Source organism: Chryseobacterium paridis, from assembly GCF_016595215.1.
Classification (GTDB): Bacteria; Bacteroidota; Bacteroidia; order Flavobacteriales; family Weeksellaceae; genus Chryseobacterium; species Chryseobacterium paridis.
Map to the genome: position 1 here is coordinate 2,087,999 of NZ_JAENHK010000010.1, position 22,124 is coordinate 2,110,122.

At 35.5% G+C, this 22,124-nt stretch carries 20 protein-coding genes; 10 read left to right on the plus strand and 10 right to left on the minus strand.

What is annotated here, in order from left to right:
* Nucleotides 1-208: 208 nt before the first annotated feature.
* On the minus strand, nt 209-2,485 hold the full coding sequence (katG, locus tag JHL15_RS18940) for a catalase/peroxidase HPI (protein WP_200248296.1): 2,277 nt from the start codon (nt 2,483-2,485) through the stop codon (nt 209-211).
* A gap of 286 nt (nt 2,486-2,771) precedes the next feature.
* Here katG and JHL15_RS18945 point away from each other — a divergent pair, with 286 nt between their 5' ends.
* Together JHL15_RS18945 and JHL15_RS18950 are read left to right on the plus strand one after the other, a co-directional pair.
* Complete coding sequence (locus tag JHL15_RS18945) at nt 2,772-3,233, plus strand: heme-binding domain-containing protein (RefSeq protein ID WP_200248297.1); 462 nt, start codon at nt 2,772-2,774, stop codon at nt 3,231-3,233.
* Nucleotides 3,234-3,245: 12 nt separating this feature from the next.
* Nucleotides 3,246-3,659: a thiol-disulfide oxidoreductase DCC family protein gene (locus tag JHL15_RS18950; RefSeq protein ID WP_200248299.1), complete on the plus strand. Its 414-nt coding sequence runs from the start codon at nt 3,246-3,248 to the stop codon at nt 3,657-3,659.
* Between the two features lie 223 nt (nt 3,660-3,882).
* Here JHL15_RS18950 and JHL15_RS18955 read toward each other — a convergent pair whose 3' ends face one another.
* Nucleotides 3,883-5,316: an alpha-amylase gene (locus JHL15_RS18955; protein WP_200248300.1), complete on the minus strand. Its 1,434-nt coding sequence runs from the start codon at nt 5,314-5,316 to the stop codon at nt 3,883-3,885.
* 189 nt (nt 5,317-5,505) lie between these two features.
* On the opposite strand from JHL15_RS18955, the gene JHL15_RS18960 reads away from it, so the two are divergent.
* Entirely contained in the window at nt 5,506-6,168 is a 663-nt protein-coding gene (locus tag JHL15_RS18960) for a DUF4290 domain-containing protein (RefSeq protein WP_200248302.1), read from the plus strand.
* On the plus strand, nt 6,169-7,476 hold the full coding sequence (gene murA, locus JHL15_RS18965; RefSeq protein WP_200248303.1) for a UDP-N-acetylglucosamine 1-carboxyvinyltransferase: 1,308 nt from the start codon (nt 6,169-6,171) through the stop codon (nt 7,474-7,476).
* Nucleotides 7,477-7,552: 76 nt separating this feature from the next.
* On the opposite strand, the gene JHL15_RS18970 is transcribed toward murA, so the two are convergent.
* The 6 genes from JHL15_RS18970 to JHL15_RS18995 form a co-directional block, all read right to left on the minus strand.
* Entirely contained in the window at nt 7,553-9,481 is a 1,929-nt protein-coding gene (locus tag JHL15_RS18970; protein WP_200248305.1) for a DUF2207 domain-containing protein, read from the minus strand.
* Between the two features lie 3 nt (nt 9,482-9,484).
* Nucleotides 9,485-10,039, minus strand: a complete 555-nt coding sequence (locus tag JHL15_RS18975; RefSeq protein ID WP_200248307.1) for a LemA family protein — start codon at nt 10,037-10,039, stop codon at nt 9,485-9,487.
* A 115-nt stretch (nt 10,040-10,154) separates the two neighbouring features.
* Nucleotides 10,155-10,466: an NIL domain-containing protein gene (locus JHL15_RS18980; protein WP_200248309.1), complete on the minus strand. Its 312-nt coding sequence runs from the start codon at nt 10,464-10,466 to the stop codon at nt 10,155-10,157.
* A 160-nt stretch (nt 10,467-10,626) separates the two neighbouring features.
* Nucleotides 10,627-11,283 (minus strand): YiiX/YebB-like N1pC/P60 family cysteine hydrolase, encoded by a 657-nt coding sequence (locus tag JHL15_RS18985; protein WP_200248311.1) that lies wholly within the window; start codon nt 11,281-11,283, stop codon nt 10,627-10,629.
* Nucleotides 11,261-11,716: a DUF1801 domain-containing protein gene (locus tag JHL15_RS18990; RefSeq protein WP_200248313.1), complete on the minus strand. Its 456-nt coding sequence runs from the start codon at nt 11,714-11,716 to the stop codon at nt 11,261-11,263. Before JHL15_RS18990 ends, JHL15_RS18985 begins: the two co-directional genes overlap by 23 nt.
* A 125-nt stretch (nt 11,717-11,841) precedes the next feature.
* Complete coding sequence (locus JHL15_RS18995; RefSeq protein WP_200248314.1) at nt 11,842-13,629, minus strand: T9SS type A sorting domain-containing protein; 1,788 nt, start codon at nt 13,627-13,629, stop codon at nt 11,842-11,844.
* 295 nt (nt 13,630-13,924) lie between these two features.
* Here JHL15_RS18995 and JHL15_RS19000 point away from each other — a divergent pair, with 295 nt between their 5' ends.
* From JHL15_RS19000 to proC, 4 genes are all read left to right on the plus strand, one after another.
* Nucleotides 13,925-15,130 (plus strand): pyridoxal phosphate-dependent aminotransferase, encoded by a 1,206-nt coding sequence (locus JHL15_RS19000; protein WP_200248316.1) that lies wholly within the window; start codon nt 13,925-13,927, stop codon nt 15,128-15,130.
* A gap of 9 nt (nt 15,131-15,139) precedes the next feature.
* On the plus strand, nt 15,140-15,637 hold the full coding sequence (locus JHL15_RS19005) for a hypothetical protein (RefSeq protein WP_200248318.1): 498 nt from the start codon (nt 15,140-15,142) through the stop codon (nt 15,635-15,637).
* On the plus strand, nt 15,627-16,640 hold the full coding sequence (gene murB, locus JHL15_RS19010; protein ID WP_200248320.1) for a UDP-N-acetylmuramate dehydrogenase: 1,014 nt from the start codon (nt 15,627-15,629) through the stop codon (nt 16,638-16,640). Before JHL15_RS19005 ends, murB begins: the two co-directional genes overlap by 11 nt.
* An 89-nt stretch (nt 16,641-16,729) precedes the next feature.
* Entirely contained in the window at nt 16,730-17,533 is an 804-nt protein-coding gene (gene proC / locus JHL15_RS19015) for a pyrroline-5-carboxylate reductase (protein WP_200248322.1), read from the plus strand.
* Nucleotides 17,534-17,674: 141 nt separating this feature from the next.
* Here the strand turns inward: proC and JHL15_RS19020 are convergent, their stop codons facing one another.
* Complete coding sequence (locus JHL15_RS19020) at nt 17,675-18,097, minus strand: VanZ family protein (protein ID WP_200248324.1); 423 nt, start codon at nt 18,095-18,097, stop codon at nt 17,675-17,677.
* 55 nt (nt 18,098-18,152) lie between these two features.
* Between JHL15_RS19020 and lnt the strand changes: the two genes are divergently transcribed.
* Nucleotides 18,153-19,793: an apolipoprotein N-acyltransferase gene (lnt, locus tag JHL15_RS19025; protein ID WP_200248326.1), complete on the plus strand. Its 1,641-nt coding sequence runs from the start codon at nt 18,153-18,155 to the stop codon at nt 19,791-19,793.
* 142 nt (nt 19,794-19,935) lie between these two features.
* Here the strand turns inward: lnt and JHL15_RS19030 are convergent, their stop codons facing one another.
* Nucleotides 19,936-21,645 (minus strand): T9SS type A sorting domain-containing protein, encoded by a 1,710-nt coding sequence (locus JHL15_RS19030; protein WP_200248328.1) that lies wholly within the window; start codon nt 21,643-21,645, stop codon nt 19,936-19,938.
* A gap of 238 nt (nt 21,646-21,883) precedes the next feature.
* Between JHL15_RS19030 and rpmB the strand changes: the two genes are divergently transcribed.
* Nucleotides 21,884-22,123, plus strand: coding sequence for a 50S ribosomal protein L28 (gene rpmB / locus JHL15_RS19035; protein ID WP_007841810.1), 240 nt, complete (start codon nt 21,884-21,886; stop codon nt 22,121-22,123).
* Nucleotide 22,124 lies beyond the last annotated feature (1 nt).

The window sequence follows — 22,124 nt, forward strand, 5'->3', positions numbered from 1 at the left end:
TTTTGGAGCTCAATTTTTTGCAAAGATAAGGCTTTATTATTTAGTAATAAAAAAACAAAGCCACAACAGCTATCCTAAGTATTATTAAAACCCTGTATATCAATTCATAATCACAAGCAAACATATCATATAGAGTCTAAATTCATTTAGAATCCACAAAAAAACCACCCTTTATCGGGATGGTTTTCCATTTATATATTATCAAAATTTAAACTAAATCAAATCTATCCAGATTCATTACTTTAGTCCATGCTGCTGCAAAATCTTTTACAAATTTACTCTGTGCATCTGCACTTGCATACACCTCGGCAATAGCTCTCAGTTCTGAATTGGAACCAAATACCAAATCAGCACGGCTCGCTGTCCATTTTGGTTGTCCACTTTTACGATCTGTACCAAGATACAGTTCATTATCTCCTGAAGTAGCTTTCCATTGAGTTCCCATGTCTAAAAGATTTACAAAGAAATCATTCGTAAGCGATCCCGGGCGCTGTGTCAATACTCCATTTTTAGAACCATCAAAATTAGCATCCAAAGCTCTCATTCCACCAATTAATACGGTAAGCTCCGGAGCAGTAAGCGTCAATAATTGTGCTTTATCTATTAATAATGCTTCTGTAGAAACGGTATATTTTCTTTTTAAATAATTACGGAAACCATCAGCTGCAGGCTCAAGATATCCCATAGATTCAACATCAGTCTGCTCTTGTGAAGCATCCATACGGCCAGGAGTGAAAGAAACTGAAATATCGTGACCGGCATTTTTCGCTGCTTTTTCTACTGCGGCTGTTCCTGCCAATACAATAAGATCGGCCAAAGAAACTTTTTTACCTGAAGCCTGTGAAGCATTAAATTCAGATTGAATATTTTCAAGCACATTGAGTACTTTTTGTAACTGAGCCGGGTTATTTACCTGCCAATCTTTTTGTGGGGCCAAACGAATTCTTGCTCCATTAGCTCCCCCACGTTTATCACTTCCTCTAAAGGTTGAAGCGGAAGCCCAGGCAGTCATTACCAACTCTGACGAACTCAATCCTGAATCTAGAATCTTTGCTTTTAAAGTTTCAATATCAGCATTGTCAATTAATGCATGATCTACAGCAGGAATAGGATCTTGCCAAATTAATACTTCAGCAGGAACGTCAGGACCCAAATAACGGGCACGAGGTCCCATATCTCTATGGGTCAGTTTAAACCACGCACGTGAAAAAGCATCAGCAAGAGCATCGGGGTTTTCATAAAAGTGTCTGGATATCTTTTCATAAACCGGATCAAATCTCAAAGAAAGATCCGTTGTAAGCATTGTTGGCTTGTGTTTTTTCGAAGAATCGAATGCATCAGGAATAATTTCATCACCTCCTTTTGCAACCCATTGGTGTGCACCTGCCGGACTCTTGGTAAGTTCCCATTCGTTTTCAAAAAGGTTTTTAAAGAAATAATTACTCCATTGTGTAGGCGTCTCAGTCCATGTTACTTCCAAGCCACTACTGATTGCGTCTTTTCCGCTTCCGCTGCGAAAACTGCTGTTCCAGCCTAGTCCTTGTTGTTCGATTCCAGCCGCCTCCGGCTCTTTGCCTACATGATCAGCGGGACCTGCACCATGAGTTTTACCAAAAGTATGTCCACCCGCAATAAGTGCTACTGTTTCTTCGTCATTCATCGCCATACGTCCAAACGTGTCACGGATATCTTTAGCTGCCAAAATTGGATCAGGGTTTCCGTCCGGTCCTTCGGGGTTTACATAAATAAGTCCCATTTGCACAGCTGCCAATGGTTTTTCAAGATTACGGGAATGAACATCACCATCTGCATCATCATCTGTAGGAAGTACACCATGGCCTTCCACTACTCCTGGTGATCCATGAGCATAACGCAAATCTCCTCCTAACCAGGTTGTTTCAGAGCCCCAATATACATCCATATCCGGTTCCCAAACATCCTCACGCCCTCCGGCATATCCAAATGTTTTAAAGCCCATAGACTCTAAAGCGATGTTACCGGTAAGGATCAAAAGATCCGCCCAAGATATATTTTTACCATATTTTTGTTTAATCGGCCAAAGTAGTCTTCTGGCTTTATCTAAACTTACATTATCTGGCCAGCTATTTAATGGTGCAAAGCGTTGCTGCCCAGCTCCGGCACCTCCTCTTCCATCTCCTACACGATAAGTTCCAGCACTATGCCATGCCATACGGATAAATAAAGGACCATAATGTCCAAAATCTGCCGGCCACCAATCTTGTGAATCTGTCATTAATGCATGAAGATCTCTTTTTACTGCTTCAAGATCTAAATTTTTAAATGCCTCAGCATAATCAAAATCCTTATCCATAGGGTCTGATAAAGAAGAATGCTGACGTAGAATATCAACTCTTAGCTGATTGGGCCACCATTCCTGATTTTGAGTTCCTCCACCAGCTACACTTTGTTTCATCGTTCCATTATGAAACGGACATTTACTGATGTCATTTGAATCTTTTTCCATTGTTGTTTAAATTTTATTATTGATAAATACAGTTTACTTGATCTGAACAAGACAAACTTACAATAACCTTTCCAATAAATTTGATCTATTGATAATATTTTTACAATAGTTAAAAACTATAATTTAATCCTGGTAATTCTTGTCTCGTTAACTGCAATAAGTTAGTTATATTTCATTAGAAATAAATTGAAAAACGAACATAAGTGCTTTATTTAGAATGATTCTAGCTTTTATGATAAGAAAAAAAATGACTACATTTATCCTACAAACACTTAAATTCTGTGGTATGAAAAAAGTATTGATCGTTCTTTTGGTAGCTTTTATAATGATTCAGTTTTTCCCAATTGACAAGACGAACCCACCCTTAAATCCGGGCATGGATTTTTTAAAAATAAAAAACACACCACCCGAAATTGCGAAGATGATCAATACTTCCTGTTACGACTGTCACTCTAATGAAACAAAGTATCCATGGTATTCAAGTATTGCCCCTTCTTCGTGGTTTTTAAAAAATCACATTACAGAAGGAAGAAAACATCTAAATTTCTCTACCTTTGCAATGTACGAAACTAAAAGGCAGGCACACAAATTGCAGGAATGTATTGAAATGATCGAAAAAGAGGAAATGCCTTTGGAATCTTATATCGTTGGTCATCAGGATGCAAAATTAACAACTGAACAAAGAAAACAGCTGATAGAGTACTTTAAGAAAGTAAAAGGAGAAACCGAAAGATCAATGGTATTTTAAAATAAAACCGTTATGCAGGAAAATTGGCAAGATAAATATATTGTCTTCTTTGATGGAGATTGTGGGGTTTGTAACTTCTGGGTACAATGGATCCTTGAACGCGACACAAAAAACAAATTCTTATTTGCTTCTTTACAATCCGATTTTGGCCAGAAGTTTCTTTCCGAAAGAGGATTGGAAACAACTGTATTCAATACCATGTATCTATGGAAACCCAATGAATATTATTTGGTAAAATCCCGAGCAGTACTTCACATTGCACACTTACTCGGTGGTGTTTATCAATTAATAGCCGCAGGGAAAATTATTCCTACATTTTTAAGTGATCAGGTATATGATCTAATCTCAAGAAACAGAATGAAATTAGCTGCTCAAAAATGTTTTCTCCCTGATCAGAATCAGAAAAGAAAGTTTATAGAGGTTTAGAACTTGTTTTGTTACTAAATCAGAAATGACAAGCATCATGATGGTTTTCACAATACTTGTCATTGATTAATCTCTGTTTATTTTTCACGTGGAATTACTGAGATTCTTCACTTCGCGTTGCTCCGTTCTGAATGACAAGGCAATATTAAACAATTTCACAAATCCACAGTTTTACGATTTCACAAATCCGCGATTTTGCAATTCAGCCCTTCCGCCAAAAAAACTATTGATTCAACGACCAAACAGAATAACTATTTGGAGGACATTGAATTTTCACCCTCTTATCCGCTTGTGTGGTAGGATACCAGCTCGATGCTCCTGTAAAATCTTTGATTTGTTGATTACTCCAGTTCGTATCTACCCATCTTTCCTGCCAGTTTGAAGAAGTATTAATATAAACGACCAGTCCCGGGTTACCATTATAGCCGTTTCGTCTTGCGATATATTCATCATTATCTGTATATAGAATAGAAGTAGTTCCTGTTGCTTTATTATTATGGATCCAGATCAGATTATTTAACCTTTCTTTATTCAACCACTCTTCGTAATCTCTGTAAAATATAGTCGGATAACCTTCGTGAGTCAGGATATAGGCGTACGCAGGCATTTTATTATAAATAATATCAGTATCGTGATTGGCTACAAACGTAACAGCCTTATATGGATTTCTTTTCCACATCATATCATCGTTCAAAACGTTGAGATTTCCATTATCAAAAGCTTCATCCATTTTATAGTAAGCTGCAAAATCAAATACAGAACTATTGGCATTATTAGCCCAGGACTCCAATATATTTACGTTGGAATCCCATAATTCTCCAACAGAAAAACCGCCTACCTTGGAATTCCAGTTATTAACCACCCAGGCTCCAAAACCTTTTACATAGTCGAATCTCCATCCGTCAAACTTCATTACGTTTTTGTAGTATTTTCCTACAGAATCATCTCTTCCCCACAACCAATCCTGTACATGGGGATTCGCGTGACACAAATCAGGGAAACCACCAAAAGCTCCTTCATCATTATTTCCGTACGCATTCTTATAAAAATCATTGTAATTTCTGGTAAACTTTCCCGAGGCAACTCCGGAAAAATTAGTCCAGGTATTGGTTCCTGTATAAGGATTGGCTTCCGATTGCCCACCACTGTTGTGATTGATCACAATGTCTGCATAGACCTGCATATTTTCAGCATGTGCTTTTGTGATTAATGCTTCTAATTCTGTTCTTGAACCAAAACGGGTTTCCACACTCCCATTTTGATTAAAGTTTCCAAAATCATAGTAATCGGTAGGATCATACCCCATTGAGAACGCGCCATTCTGTGCCTTTGAAGCAGGAGGTAGCCATACTGCACTGATCCCGGCATTTGACCAGTTCGTCAATTTATCTTTAACGGTATTCCACCAGTTGCCACCATCCGGAACATCCCAATAAAACCCTTGCATCAAAACTCCTCCACCTGGGCCAGCAACGAATTTACCATTAACAGATTCTTTCCCTGTACTGAAAGGCCTCCCATCATGATGGGTAACCTGTACCGTTTTGGAATGAACTTCCGATTCTTTTGAACTTTTACCCACTCTTTCATCACTGGTCTCACAAGAGCTCATTACTCCTAAAGTAATTAATGAAAATAATAAATATGTTTTTTTCATAGCCGGCATTTTAATTATTAATATAATAACTAAAATACACTTTTATTAAAATAAATTCTATACAATGTGAATAAATTTATTCAACATTAAAGATTTACTCAAAAATCCTATCATAAATTTTCATTAAAAAATCATAAACTTTTAAGATTATCAAGACAATTTTTCTTTTAATCCATATATTTGCATATTATGGAATATAACACCCAAAAAACGCAACTTAATATGCCGGAATACGGCAGAATTATACAACAGTTGGTTGAGCGTTGCAAAGAGCTTCCTTCTAAAGAGGAGAGAAACGAAATGGCGATGGCAATCATTGATTTTATGGGACAAAGAAACCCACAACTTCGTGATGAAGAGAATTATAAACATAAACTTTGGGATCATTTATATATTTTAGCTAATCATGATTTGGATGTGGATTCTCCTTATCCTTTTCCTACAAAAGAGCAGCTTGAAGAAAAACCTAAAAGAATGGAATATCCAAAACTTCAGGGTGATTTTAAATTTTATGGAAAAAGTATTCTTCAATTAATTGAAAAGGCAATAGAGCTTGAAGCCGGAGACGAAAAAGAGGCTCTGATAGAAGTTATTGCCAACAATATGAAGAAATCTTATAATGTTTATAATAAAGAACATGTTACTGATGATGTGATTTTCCGTCACTTGAAAGAGCTATCTGAAAACAGGCTTGATCTTACGGGTATAGAATCTTTGGAAAAAAGCAAGATTTACTATACGACCAACAATAATCGCAATAACAATAACAACAATAATCGCAACAGCAATAATAAAAACCAAACCAACAAAAGAAGACATAACAATAACAACAACCATAAAAACAGAAAGTAAATGAGTGGAACGTTTCAAATAAGAGGAGGAAAAAGACTGCAAGGTGAAATTACTCCACAGGGAGCAAAGAATGAAGCTTTACAAATTTTATGTGCAGTTTTATTAACGGATGAGGAGGTAAGAATTAAGAACATTCCCGATATTCACGATGTTAATAGGTTAATTGAAATTTTAGGCGACTTTGGGGTAAAAATCACCAAAAATGGACAGGGAGATTATACTTTTAAAGCTGATCATGTCAATTTTGATTATGTAAAGTCTAACGAGTTTAAAAAGGATGGCGCAAAGCTTCGCGGTTCGATTATGCTTATGGGACCCATGTTGGCGAGATATGGTGAAGCTTACATGCCTACACCAGGCGGTGACAAGATAGGAAGAAGAAGACTGGACACGCATTTCCAGGGATTGGTAGAATTAGGTGCTGAATTTCACTATGATGAAGAGGAGTATTTCTATTCTCTAAAGGCAAAAGAACTTAACGGTAAATTCATCTTATTGGAAGAGGCTTCCGTAACAGGTACTGCTAATATTGTAATGGCTGCTGCTTTAGCAAAAGGTAAAACAAGGATTTACAATGCAGCTTGTGAGCCTTATCTTCAGCAACTTTGTAAGATGCTGAACAGAATGGGAGCTAATATTTCAGGAATAGGCTCCAACCTTTTAACTATTGAAGGGGTTAGCCATTTACGAGGAACAGAGCATACAATGCTTCCTGATATGGTAGAAATAGGATCATGGATTGGTCTTGCTGCCATGACCAAATCTGAGCTTACGATAAAAAATGTAAACTGGAATCAATTAGGAGTTATTCCTAATACTTTCAGAAAACTTGGAATCCAACTCGAGCAAAGCAATGATGATATTTTCATTCCGGCTCAGGAAAATTATAAAATCCAAAAGTTTATTGACGGATCTATTCTTACGATCTCGGATGCTCCGTGGCCAGGTTTTACGCCTGACTTATTATCTATTATTTTGGTAGTGGCTACTCAGGCAAAAGGGAGTATTCTTGTTCATCAGAAGATGTTCGAATCAAGATTATTCTTTGTAGATAAATTAATTGATATGGGTGCTCAGATCATTTTATGTGATCCGCACAGAGCTACGGTAATTGGTTTGAATCAAGAGGCTCCACTTCGTGGAACAACGATGGTTTCTCCGGATATCAGAGCTGGTAATGCTCTTCTAATTGCAGCTCTTTCTGCAGAAGGAAAATCGATTATCCACAATATTGAGCAGATCGACAGAGGTTATGAAAATATTGATGGAAGATTAAAAGCAATCGGTGCTGATATTGAAAGAATTTAATATTCAATCAAAATTCAAAAAAATATAAAAAGCGTTCAATAATCTGAACGCTTTTTTATTTTATAAACATTTCGACTTACCAGCCGCCTCCACCGCCTCCGCCGCCACCTCCGCCGGAGAATCCACCACCCCCAGATCCACTACTGGAACTGGAAGGCTGTGTAGCTGCAGACTTAATGGAATTGGTAAGGCTTGAGTTCAGCGTATTTGCGAAACTTAAATGATTGATTGAATTACCTACATACCACGTATGAACATATTCTGTTCCTGTGGCCATTTTTTTCAATAGGTCATCAAACTTTTTCCCCCAGATGTCATCTACACCTAATACCATAGCAAAAGGAAGCAGAGCTTCAAAAACCTGTGGTGTCATCTGTGGTGGATTGTGAAACTTCAATTGTTCATTTTCAGCGGCACCCATATACATTTTAAAACCCTCTATTAAAGATTTTTTCTTCAGTTTTTCTTCGGAAGGTTTTTTGATGAGATATTGATAAATCATTAATGAAGTAAATGCCAGCACAATAAAAATATAACAAACATTAAAATTATTACTTTCCACAACCTCATGACTGTTGTTTATTAAACTTCCCATACCAATCAACAAACAAAAAGGAATAGGTATCAGAAATTTCCAGGAAAGATTTTTAAATAAGAAAGTCACAAGCACAAATGCTACCAGAAGAACACCGAATATCGCTATCCCAATAGCTACTTTTTCGGCTTCAGGATATATGGAATAGCTTAAAAACAATCCTATTCCATATACTACCATAATTAATAAAGTAGGTAATATAAGCTTGCCTCTATTATTTCCTTCGTTTAAGAACTTATCATACTGAAAGGCCAAAGTTTGCTTAAAGTTATTAACCACTCTTTCAATCTTGGAGTCATATTTTCCATCGAATTTCACAGAACCGGATCCATCAGAAAAAAGAGTATTCATTAAATTGATCTCTTCTTTCGGTAAAGCTTCGTTAGCCTCTTTTAATTTTTTCAAAGTAAAGGTCTTGGTGCTAAATAACCCCAGAATCCCGGAATCTTCTCCTTCAATTATCTGAACATATCCTTTTACAGCAAGATTTACAACAGCAGCTGTTAAATATTTGTTTTTAAAATCCTCAGTCTTTATATATCCAATAGAAGCAGGGGAAAGTCCTTCCGGAACATTAAACTGTGGATAAACTATTGGTTTTTCAGGGTCAACACCATATTTCCTCCATGTGGAATAGTAATAAAAAATCAGACCGAGGAAAATAATAAATCCACCAATTAAAATTCCAAATTTCTCCAGAAAAGTTGGAGGTGGTGGCGGAATCATAACTCCTTTGTTAAAACCTACCGCTACAGTAAGACCTTCATTTGCTTTAAGATTGGCAGCACTCCACTCTATTGATCGATCTGACAATACACTTACTTTACAATTCTGCGAATTACTTCCATAAGCTCCAGTGTAGCAAGAATTTTGAAGGATCTTTGCTCCTTCAGGAAGAGTAATCTTTGCAGAAACAGAATCTACATCAAAATCCCAATAGGTACCATTTACATTCCAGTACAGCTCATCATATTTATCAAAGAAACCTATCTGGTTCTTTGCCGTGTACCTGACTTCATATTCATAATCTCCAGGATCCAGGATAATATCTTTATTTCCAACATAAATCTTTAGAAAACCATCTTCTATTTTTTCATGATAATCTTCATCTGATCCATTTTTCTTTATGGAAACAATAGTATACTTGACTTTTTGAGTTCTATTATTCAGATTCCTTGAGAGTGGTAATGCACGATAAATGCCTCTTTTAATATTCTCACCGAGACTATGTACTTTAATATTCTCTGTTACTGTAATTCCAGAATTTTTATCGACATCAATATCAGAATGAAAAGAAAGAATTTTCTCAGGGCTTTCTACAATCGTCATCTGATCTACACGACGAGCTTCTTCCTGGGCAAAACCTGCAATGAAAAAGAGGAGGCTAAAAAGCAGCAAAAACTTTTTCATTGCTTAAAACTTCACAGTTGGAACTTCTCTCTCAGCTATATTTTGCAATTCAAAGAAAGGAGATTTCTCAAATTTATACATATTTGCAATGATATTACTTGGAAAAGATTCTACCAATGTATTGTTTTCACGAACAGTTCCATTGTAATATCTTCTGGATTTTTCAATATCATTTTCGATAGAGGTTAATTCAGATTGTAACTGCTGAAAATTAGCATTTGCCTTAAGATCCGGATACTGTTCAGCTACAGCAAAAAGGTTCATCATTGCCTGATTAAGATTTTTCTCTGCAGCTTCTTTGGATTCAACAGAATTAGCTCCTACTGCCTGGGTTCTCGCTCTTGTAACACTATCCAGAGTTTCACGTTCATGGGTAGCATATCCTTTTACAGTCTCAACAAGGTTGGGAATAAGATCATGACGCTTTTTCAACATCACATCTATACTACTCCATCCTTCCTGTACAAGGTTTCTTAATTTCACCAAACGGTTATAGATAGAAACTCCATATAAAAGAAAAAGAACAACTACTGCAACAATGATAATAATTGTGATCATAAATTATTGGTTTTAATTAGGCTAAAAATACTATTTTTTCAGATACTACTTACCATATAAAAAAAAGCGCTCAGTAAACTGAACACTTTCGTAATTAAAACTATATGAATCTCCCCTAAGAATACTTCCTGCAGATATACTCTACACTGGTACTCAAAAGTTTATTTTTATTCAGATAAAGCTCCAGCTGTCGGCAATCATCTGAATTGGCATTGATATATAACTGAACAGAACCAAAACTGCGACCCTCAATATATTCTATATTGGCAGAAAGCACTCTGTGATAAATTCCGAACTGATTGTACATGACATTCAAAATATTCTCAAACTTCATTTTTCCGTTCAATTCTATTTCTAATATCAATTCTTTTTTTGGCAGGCCTATTTTATTTTGCAAAACCTGCGGGTTCGGAGTGGTTGTAATCATCACTAATTTTTTTTTGGTTAGACTATTCTTGATTTTACATTTTCTTATTGCGTTAAATCTTTGACAAAAATATAAAAAAATATTAGTCCACCAAATTAGTAGACTAATATTTTTTATTTTTTTTGAAAAAAAAGAGAAGCAACTTGCTTCTCTTTACTATTTATAGTTCTTTTATTCTTTCTAATTTATCTGAAGTAGCCAATCCATTTGGATTACAACCAAGCTCTCCTTCAGGGACTTTCAGCTTTTTCTTCTTATAAAATTCTTCCCAGAATACATTTGTTTTTCCTGTTTTCGGATCAATAAATGTCATTGGCTCCAATTTAAAAATATGATCTTCTCTAAATGCCCTTTCAATGAAGTCTGAGCAGTAATAGGAATTATCATCCAGAATGTAATTAAAATTGTAGGGCTTTCCTACCATCAATTCTGCTTTTGCAAGTGCAGAAGGAATCGAATTCCGAAAATTTGCCTTTAGTCGGTATATGACAATATTTTGTTTATCTTCAGCCTGATCTTTAACAAAATCTTTTAACGTTTGCTTTTGCGACCCTCCTTTCGGAGCAGCATGAAGTACAAAAAATGATTTCCCTTCTTTCTTTAAAATACCAATATGATCAAATGAAGCATTTTTTTCTTTTTGTGTCACATTATTAATAGCTCCTGAAAGCCCTTCTTCTTTTGCGGTCACAAAAAGCAGATCTCCATTTTTAAGATCATCAGTATATAAACTCTTACTTTTACATCCTACTATCAAAAACAGAAGGACAACAAACATAATCGACCTCATCGACTTATCTTTTAAAATTTGATTCATAACATTCAATCCAGTCTTCAACGGTCATTTTCTTACTTACTTCAGCAATTAAATCAAACGGAATTTCATCCATCTTTTTAAATCGGATACAAGATTTCCCCATATCCAGTTTTCTTTTTGAATGTTTTGGAAATTCATTCACAAACCAATCAAGAAGATCTGGTTTTGCATATATTCCCATATGATACAATGCAATAAAATTCTTTTGGGAAGCCAGACTTATAAATGGCAATGGAGATCCTGGGCTACAGTGATAACCCGCCGGATAGATCTCCAGGGGCACCGCCCAGCCTACCATCCCATAGCTTGTATTGCTTATAAATCCTTTGGGTAGATTATCCTGAACGGTATCAAAAAGCTTTCTGAAAACCTCTTTTCTCTCCTCAGGAATTTGTGAAATATAATCTTCTATAGAATGGGTATGGATTTGCATTTTAGTTTAGTTTTATTGGTTTTCAAATTAACAAAATTTAAAAACAATTTTATATGATTATGTGCAAAATAAAAGAGACAGCTATACAAATATAACTGTCTCTTTTTTTATGAGGTAATGCAATCCTATTGTTTGATCGCCTTAACAGTTGTTTTTGAACCGTCTTTGAATTGAATATTCACGAAATACAATCCAGCGTTTAATGTACTCAGGTTGATTTCCTTTGTTGGATTTTCGATTGTTTTTAATAACCTTCCTGAAACATCAGTAACGTTTACAGATTTCACTTCTCTGGTATCTGAAATATACAGTACATCTTTGAATGGATTTGGATGAACAGTAACTGCTTTCTTATTTCCATTAACTTCAGAGGTACTTAACTGAGCAGCTTCTACTGTAAAGTTATCAACATAGAAATTATAATCCGGAGCATCATCTACCGGTCCGTCATTTCCATAAAATGCAAATACAGTATTTGCACCCGTATTGTTGGCTAAATCATAAGAATATGTCGTAGATACATTAGATGCAGCATTATTAACATCCCATGTTTTCAATATATCCCATGTGCTTCCACCATCATTAGAAACCATAAAGTATATTACATCGTCAGATCCCATCGGAGAAGCAGCAGTTCCTGAATACGTTGTTGCTCCATAATCAAATTTCACTCTATATCCACCAGCTGAAAGATCAAACGGAACCGTTTTCAACCACCCTGCACGATTGGAAGAATAAAGATTAATTCTTGCAGATCCTGTAGTGGTAACATTTAAAAATCCATCTTCAGTCCAATATGTTGAAGTCCCTGATGGTCCTGTTGCAGGAGTTCCTCCTGAAAGGTTATTCACCCAGCAGTTTCCTGGGAAAGGGCTAAATGTATTGGTATATGCTGGTATCATTGCACCACATAAAGTCGTAAAAGAACCACCAACTGACCATCCGCTCTGACTTGTCGCTGTAGTACAATTGGTTCTTACCCAATAATAATAAGTAGTTGAAGATGATAAGCTTCCAATCGTTGTTGATGTTCCGGTAATTCCGGTCATATTAGGGGTAGTTGTACTTGTAGGAGGTGTATTGCTTGTACTGTAATACACATCATAACTTGCTGCGGTAGTAGTTGGAGGGATCGTCCAGGATACCTGAGCTGAATTAGAAGAAAGTGTACCCACAGGACTTAGAGTCGGAGCTGAACAATCTGTAAAAGCATCAGCTGATATGGCAAAAATATTTGAAATTCCCGTTCCTCCGCTTTTCGCAATTGTAATGCTTTGTATAGGTTTTGTTACATTGGCTGCATCAATATTCAAAACAGATTGATATAATCTGGGATTAGTACTATTAGGTTCAAGAACATCATTGGTTCTGTTAATCCTTCCAATTCCCTGTATAGCAAAATTAGAACCTCCATACCAATCTGAAAGACTGATGCTGGAAAGCACCTGTGTTGTATTATCTGTAAATGTTATGGTAGCACTTACTGTAGATGTTCCACTTCCACTGGTAGAAAGCAGGTATAATTTAAAAGCTGCTTTTGGAGTACCAAACACCAATGTTCCCGTCTCCCCTGTTGTAACAAGCCTCAATGAATTGTTACCACTTAGATTCCCTAATTGAAAACTCAATCCAGGCGTAGCACTGGCTACTGAATTAATAGTTCCATTAGTGGGAATCCCGTACGTAAGTGGTGAACTTGTAGAAGTTAATTGAAAATCCCGTGCAACAAAAGCAAAAGACACCCCATCTACATCTGTACTTGTAGAAGTCATGGAAGAACCTATCCCATTAGCAATAACATCTGCTGTATAACCTGACTGAACAGGCATCGTTTGAAAATTTTGCGCTGCTACATTAGACGCAAAAAACAGAGCAACCGTACCGAAAGCTCCAAAAAGTCGATTTATTTTCATAGTATTTTAACATTAGTATGGTAAATTTATAAAAAAATCAACACAAAACAACTTTATATAAACAATATATAACAATTTAATATCATACAGTATATAATCAACAATAATAAAAGTAAAAAAATAAAAGGAGACACTAATTTTAATGGAGATATATCAACATGTAAAAGACAATCAGATTATTATACCATCTTAAATCAGAAAAAAAGTTAAAACAACAAATATAAGAGCATAGTATTCTCCATAATTTTAATATTGAAAAATTAAATCTTATTTTTGCCATACAAATTTTTAAACAATGCCGAACATTTCAAACAGAGCACAACATATGCCGCCGTCGCCGGTAAGAAAACTGGTTCCTTTTTCCCTTCAAGCAAAACAGAAAGGAATAAAAGTATATCACCTTAATATCGGACAGCCGGATATTGAAACTCCGGAAACGGCATTAAATGCTTTAAAAAACATTGATTTAAAAGTATTGGAATATGCACTTTCTGAAGGAAATCTGGAATACAGAAAAGCACTGACAGAATATTACCATTCTTTAGATTTTAATGATCTTACTCCTGATAATTTCATTGTAACCAATGGAGGTTCTGAAGCTTTAAACTTTGCCATTTCTACTTTATGTGATGATGGGGATGAAGTTATTATTCCTGAACCTTATTATGCCAATTATAATGGATTTGCAAGCACGTTTAATGTGAATGTAGTCGCAGTTCCATCTACGATAGAAACAGGTTTTGCTTTGCCTCCTATTGAAGAGTTCGAGAAAAAGATCACTGAGAAAACAAGGGCTATTGTTATTTGTAACCCTGGAAATCCTACAGGATATCTTTACACTCGTGAGGAGCTTCAGAAATTAGCCGAAATTGCTTTAAAATATGATATCGTTGTGATTTCTGATGAAGTATACAGAGAGTATGTATATGATGGAAAACAGCAGATTTCAATGCTTGCTTTTCCAGAATTAAAAGAAAACTGTATTATTATCGATTCTGAATCCAAGCGTTATTCTATGTGTGGTGTAAGAATCGGATGCATGATTACACGTTCTAAGAAAATTCATGATGCAGCAATGCTTTTTGCCCAGGCAAGATTAAGCCCGGTTCTTTTAGGACAAATTGCAGCAACAGCAGCACATCAGAATGATGGAGCTTATATCCGTGCCGTAAGAGAGGAATATACTCACAGAAGAAATGTGCTGGTAGATTTATTAAATGCTATTCCAGGAGTGATTTGTCCTAAACCAAAAGGTGCTTTTTATTGTGTAGCACAGCTTCCTGTAGATGATACAGAAAAATTTGCTCAGTGGTTATTGGAAAAATACTCTCTTAATAATGAGACCATTATGGTAGCACCAGCAGGTGGTTTCTACAGCAACCCTGAATTAGGTAAAAAACAGGTAAGAATTGCCTACGTATTGAAGGAGCAGGATCTAAGAAGAAGTGTTGAAATCCTTAAAGAGGCATTGAAACAATACAAATTAGAATTCAATCTATAAAATATAAAGATGTCAGCAATAAGAAACTTTGGTTTGAAAATTCCATTTTCAATGTTTTTATTGCTGGCATTTTTTTCCTGTCACAAAAAGCAAGAAAAAGTTTCTGTCCCAAAAAATCCAAATGAAATTACCTTTATCAGTGTATCCAATATTGGTGGAATTCTTGGAAATTACAGGATCATCAAAATTTCTAAAGACTCTATTTCGTTAGAGCAAGGCGTCACAGCCAAAAAAACACATAAATATTGGAGCTCTTCGATCAGCAAAGAAAAATGGAAGCAATTGGTTTCTGCTATTGATGTAAAGACCCTGAATGCAATCAAAAGCTCACCAAGTGCCCAATCAGTAGATGGCGTGGATGAAACGTTTCAAATCAGAACACCCAAAAGATCCCATGTCTATGTGAATTCCTACCAGGATACCATTCACTATGGTCAACTGCAAACTCTTAAAAACAGAATCGAAGAAACACTCCCGAAAGAATACCAACAAACCTATGCAAAGTAATTTTTCTCTAAAACCTTACAACACTTTTGGTGTTGAGGCTACAGCAAAATATTTCACGGAAATCGCTACCATTGAAGAGCTAAAAGAAGCTATTCGCTTTGCCACTTCTCATTCTTTACCTATTCTTTTTTTGGGTGGTGGAAGCAATGTGTTGCTTACAAAAGAATTCGAAGGCTTAGCTATTCAGATCAATTTAAAAGGAATTACTGAGGAAGTTGTAGATGAGAACCATATTCTGGTAACAGCGAATTCCGGCGAAAACTGGCATGAGTTCGTGATGTATTCTTTAAATAAAAATTATGGCGGGTTAGAAAATTTATCGCTTATACCAGGCAATGTCGGTACATCACCTATGCAAAATATTGGTGCTTATGGTACGGAAATAAAAGATATTTTCGTGAGCTGTACAGTTCTGAATTTAGAGACATTGGAAATTGAGATCTTTGATTTAGAGACATGCAGGTTCGGATACAGAGATTCTATTTTTAAACAGGAAGGAAAAGGCAAATATGTGATTCTGGATGTTACATTCAGGTTAACCAGAAGAGATCATATGATTAAAACCGAATATGGAGCTATCAAAACCGAATTAGAGAAATTACATATTGAAAAACCTACGATTCAGGACGTCTCTAAAGCAGTGATTCATATCAGACAAAGCAAACTTCCGGATCCTAAGGTCATTGGAAATGCAGGCAGCTTTTTCAAAAACCCAACAATTCCTATAATTCAATTTGAAGATCTGAAAATTAAATTCCCAACAATCCAAGGTTATCCAAATGAAGATATGGTAAAAGTTCCCGCAGGATGGCTTATCGAACAATGTGGCTGGAAAGGCAAGCAAATTGGAAATGTAGCTTCTCATGCGTTACAATCCCTTGTTATCATTAATGCTACCGGAAATGCTACCGGAAAAGAGATATTTGATTTTTCAACACAGATCATTGATTCTGTGAAAGAGAAATTTGGAATAGAGCTGGAAAGGGAAGTCAATATCATATAGTATAATAAAGACAGTTCATAATAACTCTCATTTTTATCATTATTTTACGATAAAAACACTATTTTCGTTTGAAAATTAGAAGACACAATATGAAAATAGCTATTCTGGGAGCAGGCAATATGGGATTATCATTTTCAAAATCTTTTTTGAAATATGAATTAATAAAAGCTGAAAACCTTCATTTGATCACAAGAAATGATTCTAAATTTTCTAAAATTTCAGAAGAATTTCCACGCTCTCAAGTTTCAACTTTCGCAGATGTTAAAGAATTAGATGCAGATCTCATCATCATTGCTGTAAAACCACAGGATTTTCAGCATGTTGTTGATAAAATCCAGTTCTCTTTAAAGGAAAATCAGATGGTCTTATCCATTATGGCGGGTATTAAAATCGAGAAAATCCAAAAATTACTAAACCATCCAATGGTGGTAAGAGCTATGCCTAACTCACCTACTCTTTTAGGGATGGGGATTACAGGATATACGGCAGCGGATGGCATTTCTTTCAGTCAGCTTATTAATATAGAAAGATTACTCAACAGCACAGGCAGATCCGTGTATTTAGAGGACGAGGAATTACTGGATGGAGTAACGGCTCTTTCAGGAAGCGGTCCCGCTTATTTCTATTATATAGTTGATGCTATGATAAAAGCAGGTGTTGAAATGGGAATCGAAGAAAATTTATCTAAACTCTTCGTTAAACAAACGATGCTTGGAGCTTATCATTTGATGAATAATTCAGAAAGAAATTTAGAAGAACTCATAAAAGATGTTGCCTCAAAAGGAGGAACTACCGAAGCTGCGTTACATACCTTTGATGAAAATAATTTTAAAGAAGTTTTAAAGAAAGGAATCCTGAATGCAGAAAAACGTGCGAAGGAATTGAATGGGTAATAATCAAACCTTTTTCAACGGGTAGTTATCATTCTGCAGAAATCTAAGCAATTATTTTTTAATTAAACCTCTAATACTGCACATAGATTCCTGCAGAATGACAAGCCCTCTGGGCCACAATCTATGGTGTGATTAGGTTATTTAAAATACCCAATTCCTGAATCGTTTCTCAACAAACTTTCGCATGAAAAATCCTAAAATCACTCCGAAAGTATTCATGAGAATATCATCCACTTCAAAAATCCCCATTCTTGTAAAATATTGAAGTGCTTCTGCAATTGTTATTGCTGAAATAAAGGCAAAAAGCAATGTTTTAAGATCATTAAATTTAGGGAAAAGCCAACCTAAAAATCCAAATGGAATAAACATCACTACATTTCCTAATACGACTCTTATAATATCTTCCCACCGGATCGTTTCTTTAATATACCATATTGTTGATAAAACAGGTTCGATCCTTACCACATTGTCTTCATACTGAACCCGACCCATTCCTAAAAACATAAGATAGAGTAAAACTAAAGTATAAGGGAGAATAATAATTTTATAAAATTTCTTTAACATCAATTGCAAATTTATTCATTTCAAAAACATTAAATTTGTGTGTTAATCTAATTGAATGAAATACGTTTTACTTACGCTCATTTCAGCGATGCTGTTGTCCATCTCATGGCCAACTTACGGGATCCCGTTCTTTATCTTCTTTGCCCTTGTTCCACTTTTGATGATGGAACATGGAGTTTCTAAGTTTTCAAGTTTCAAAAGAAAGAGTTGGGTAGTTTTTGGACTTTCCTATCTATGTTTTGTAATCTGGAATATCGTAACAACCGGATGGTTGTATGGATCAAAAAATCCGGACGGAAGCCACTCATTAATGGCTGTAGTATTTCCGGTTCTGGTAAACTCTCTTTTATATTCTTTGGTATTTCAATGCTATCATTGGTATAAAAACGCACAGGGAACTTATTGGGGACTAGCTTTTCTTGTTGCCATCTGGATGGGCTTTGAGAAATTTCATATGAGTTGGGAGTTGACATGGCCATGGTTAAACCTTGGAAATGTATTTGCCGACTATCCAAAATTAATTCAGTGGTATGATACACTGGGAGCAACCGGAGGTAGTTTCTGGATACTGATTATAAACATTTTCATTTTCTATACTATAAGAACATGGGAAGCGGGACGAAAAAGAAAAGACCTGATCAGAAATACATCAATTGTTGCAGTATTAATTATTGCACCAATGATCATTTCTGTTATTAAGTATAATAATTTTGATGAAAAACCTATTGGCCAGGTTAATACCTTAATGCTTCAACCTGACCTTGATCCTTACGCTGAAAAATATTCAAAAGACAGCTTAATAATCGAGAATGATCTATTAAATCTTGCAGAAAAAAATTCCACAGGAAAGATTGATTATTATATTGCTCCGGAGACAGCACTTCCAGGAAGAGGTTCTATTTCCGAGACTGCATTTGAGAAAAGTTTACTTTTAAATAATATCAAAGGATTTCTCTCAAAACATCCAGGCTCTGTATTTACTACAGGAATTTCCTCACATCGGTTTTATTTAAATCAAAATAATATTCCTAAAGAAGCATATCAGATCAATCCTGGACTTTGGGTTGCCAGCTATAATTCGGCCATTCAGGTTGTTCCCAATCAAAAAGTAGAAGTCTACCATAAAGGAAAGCTGGTTCCTGGCGTTGAAATCTTTCCTTACATGAGTGTTTTAAAACCTCTTTTAGGGGATGCCATGCTTAATCTGGGAGGATCAGTAGTTTCATTAGGAACAGATAAAGAAAGGGTCGCTTTTTCAAATCCTTATAACAAAGGAAAAATTGCACCTATTATTTGCTATGAAAGTATTTATGGAGAATTCGTAACCGACTATGTAAAGAAAGGAGCTAATTTCTTAGCTATTGTGACGAATGATTCATGGTGGGGTGTTACGGAAGGACATAAACAATTACTTTCCTACGCTAAACTAAGAGCCATTGAAACAAGAAGAGAGATTGCCCGTGCAGCCAACAGTGGAATATCAGCTCATATCGATGCAAAAGGGGAAATTGTTGAGGATACTCTTTACGGAGATCAAACTGCCCTATTTGCTAAAGTAAATCTTTATGATCAACAAACTTTCTACACCAGAGCTGGAGACCTCTTGTCAAGATTCTCAATTTTCGCTTTGGGCTTTTTATTGTTTTATTTTCTAATTAAAAGATTACAGAGCAGATTTCAAAAGAATAAAAGTTAATTATGAATAAAAACGGGAAGCTTTAAAAGCTTCCCGATATTCGTTACTTCGATCATTACCCGAAGTTCCGATACAAACAAATACAAACAATAAAAAGAAAAACCAGCTGGACGTCTGGTTTTTCTATTGATAAAACGTTCAATTATTTAATGATGAGTTTTTTAGTGGTCCATTGGTCTTTTATTTTTACTTTCAAGAGATAAGCTCCTTTTATAAGATGAGATACATTAACAGACTGATCAGGATTTATAACAATAGATAGTTTTTTACCGTCCATCGAATACAGTTCTACATCCGTAACTTTTTGTCCCTTAATAAATACTTTTTCAGACGCCGGGTTTGGGTATATTTGGAAGCCCTGTTCTTTAATAATATCCTGAACTCCCAAAGTACCTTCTGAGGAAATATCAGAATACACTTTAGAGGCATCTATAGATCTTACACTCCAATATACATTTTGCACAGCAGGAAGATCTAAAAACCAGGAAGGTGTTGTAACCACATATTTCGCAATATCATGGGCTCCCGGGGTCTTTCCGACCGTAATTTCATATCGCAAAGCATTAGTTGGTGTCTTATCATCACCAGCTCCCGTCCACGAGAAATTAAATCGGTTTCCTGTCTTGGTAAGACTTAGGTTTGTAGGAGGCAAAGGCTTTAAATTTGTTTCTGTAGAAACATTTTTGAAGATTTTAGTTAATGAAGGCATTCCCGGATCTGCCCAATCAAATCCGGACAATAGAACATCTAAGTGATGATCATTGTTATAGTCAAGTAAATGCACAAAGCCAGGGCCTCCTAAAGTATGCAAACCTGTAGTTGTATTTTCAGTAAATGCCTGATTGGCCGGGTTAAATAAAAACACTTTCGCAAGTGCATTATTATCCTCGTCATTTCCAGACACTATAAAGTCATAATAACCATCGTTATTCATATCCCCTGTCGCCAGAGAAGGTTCTGCAATTTCAGGAACAGTAAGCTGTTGGATGTTCAAATGTCCGGTTCCGTCATTCATCAAAACACCAAGATATCCTGCATAATTTTCATCCTGAGCAGCCACAACCACATCCTGATAACCATCCGCATTGAAATCCGCAAATTCAAGTTTTCCACTCGCAAGAGGAAGTAATGTTTGCGATAATGTAAGCGTACCAGCATTATTCAAATAAACTCTAAAAATAGGATTAGTATTAATATCATATCCTAAAATTATCATATCAAGAAGGTGATCATTATTCAGATCTACCATTTTAAAGCTACTATTTTGAGTTCCTTCCATCCAACCTGGAAAAAGTTGGAATCCACTTCCCGAATTCTGGTAATAATCCAATTTATTAACGAAGCCTATTCCATCGATATACTGGGTTCCATTAATTGCATAATCCTGCAATCCATCATGATTAAAATCAAAAACTTCCATAGAACCATAAATTTTTCCCGGGAGCTCAGCATCTTTCACAAACCCTGAACCTGTATTTCTAAATCGGTAATGTTTATAATTAACGATATCCATATAACTCAATCCCGTAGAAATAATATCTGCAAGACCATCATTATTATAATCTATAAATTTTATATCCCCCAAATGAGTCGCATCTGTTCCCAAGTTAGCATAAGGAGTTAATGTACTCCCATTGTTCTTATAAACTTCATTAAATGATGTATCAGCACTTCCATCTCCATCAGTATCTATAGCACCATTTACAACTATATCCTGAAATCCGTCATTATTTATATTCCCTATATCACTTGCAGAATAATAAAAATTCTTCATATCCGTCTGAACTTCAGAAAAAGTTTGTGCCATTAGGCCAACAGGTAACATAGATAATAAAACATAGACCTTCTTCATGTTATTTTTATTTAGATTAATTAAAAACAAAGATATAAGATTAATTTCTCGTTCTCCACTATATTTATATGAAATTTATCAGTTCCCGCTCCCTGTCAGGAATAGCATAATATATGGGCGATCTTCAATATTATTAATCAAGATGTTATTTGTAAATATTTTGCAAAAGATTTGTCTATCTAAAAAATTCTTCGTTATTTTGCAACCTCAAATATTATACAAATAAGAACATCGAGATATGTCAAGAATTTGCCAAATAACAGGAAAGCGTGCAATGGTTGGTAACAACGTTTCTCACGCTAATAACAAAACGAAGCGTCGTTTTGAAATTAACTTATTGGAGAAGAAGTTTTACCTTCCGGAGCAAGATAAGCACGTAACACTGAAAGTATCAGCTCATGGATTGAGAGTGATTAACAAGATTGGAATCGAAGAAGCTCTAGAAAGAGCTGTAAGAAACGGATTGATTAAAAAGTAAT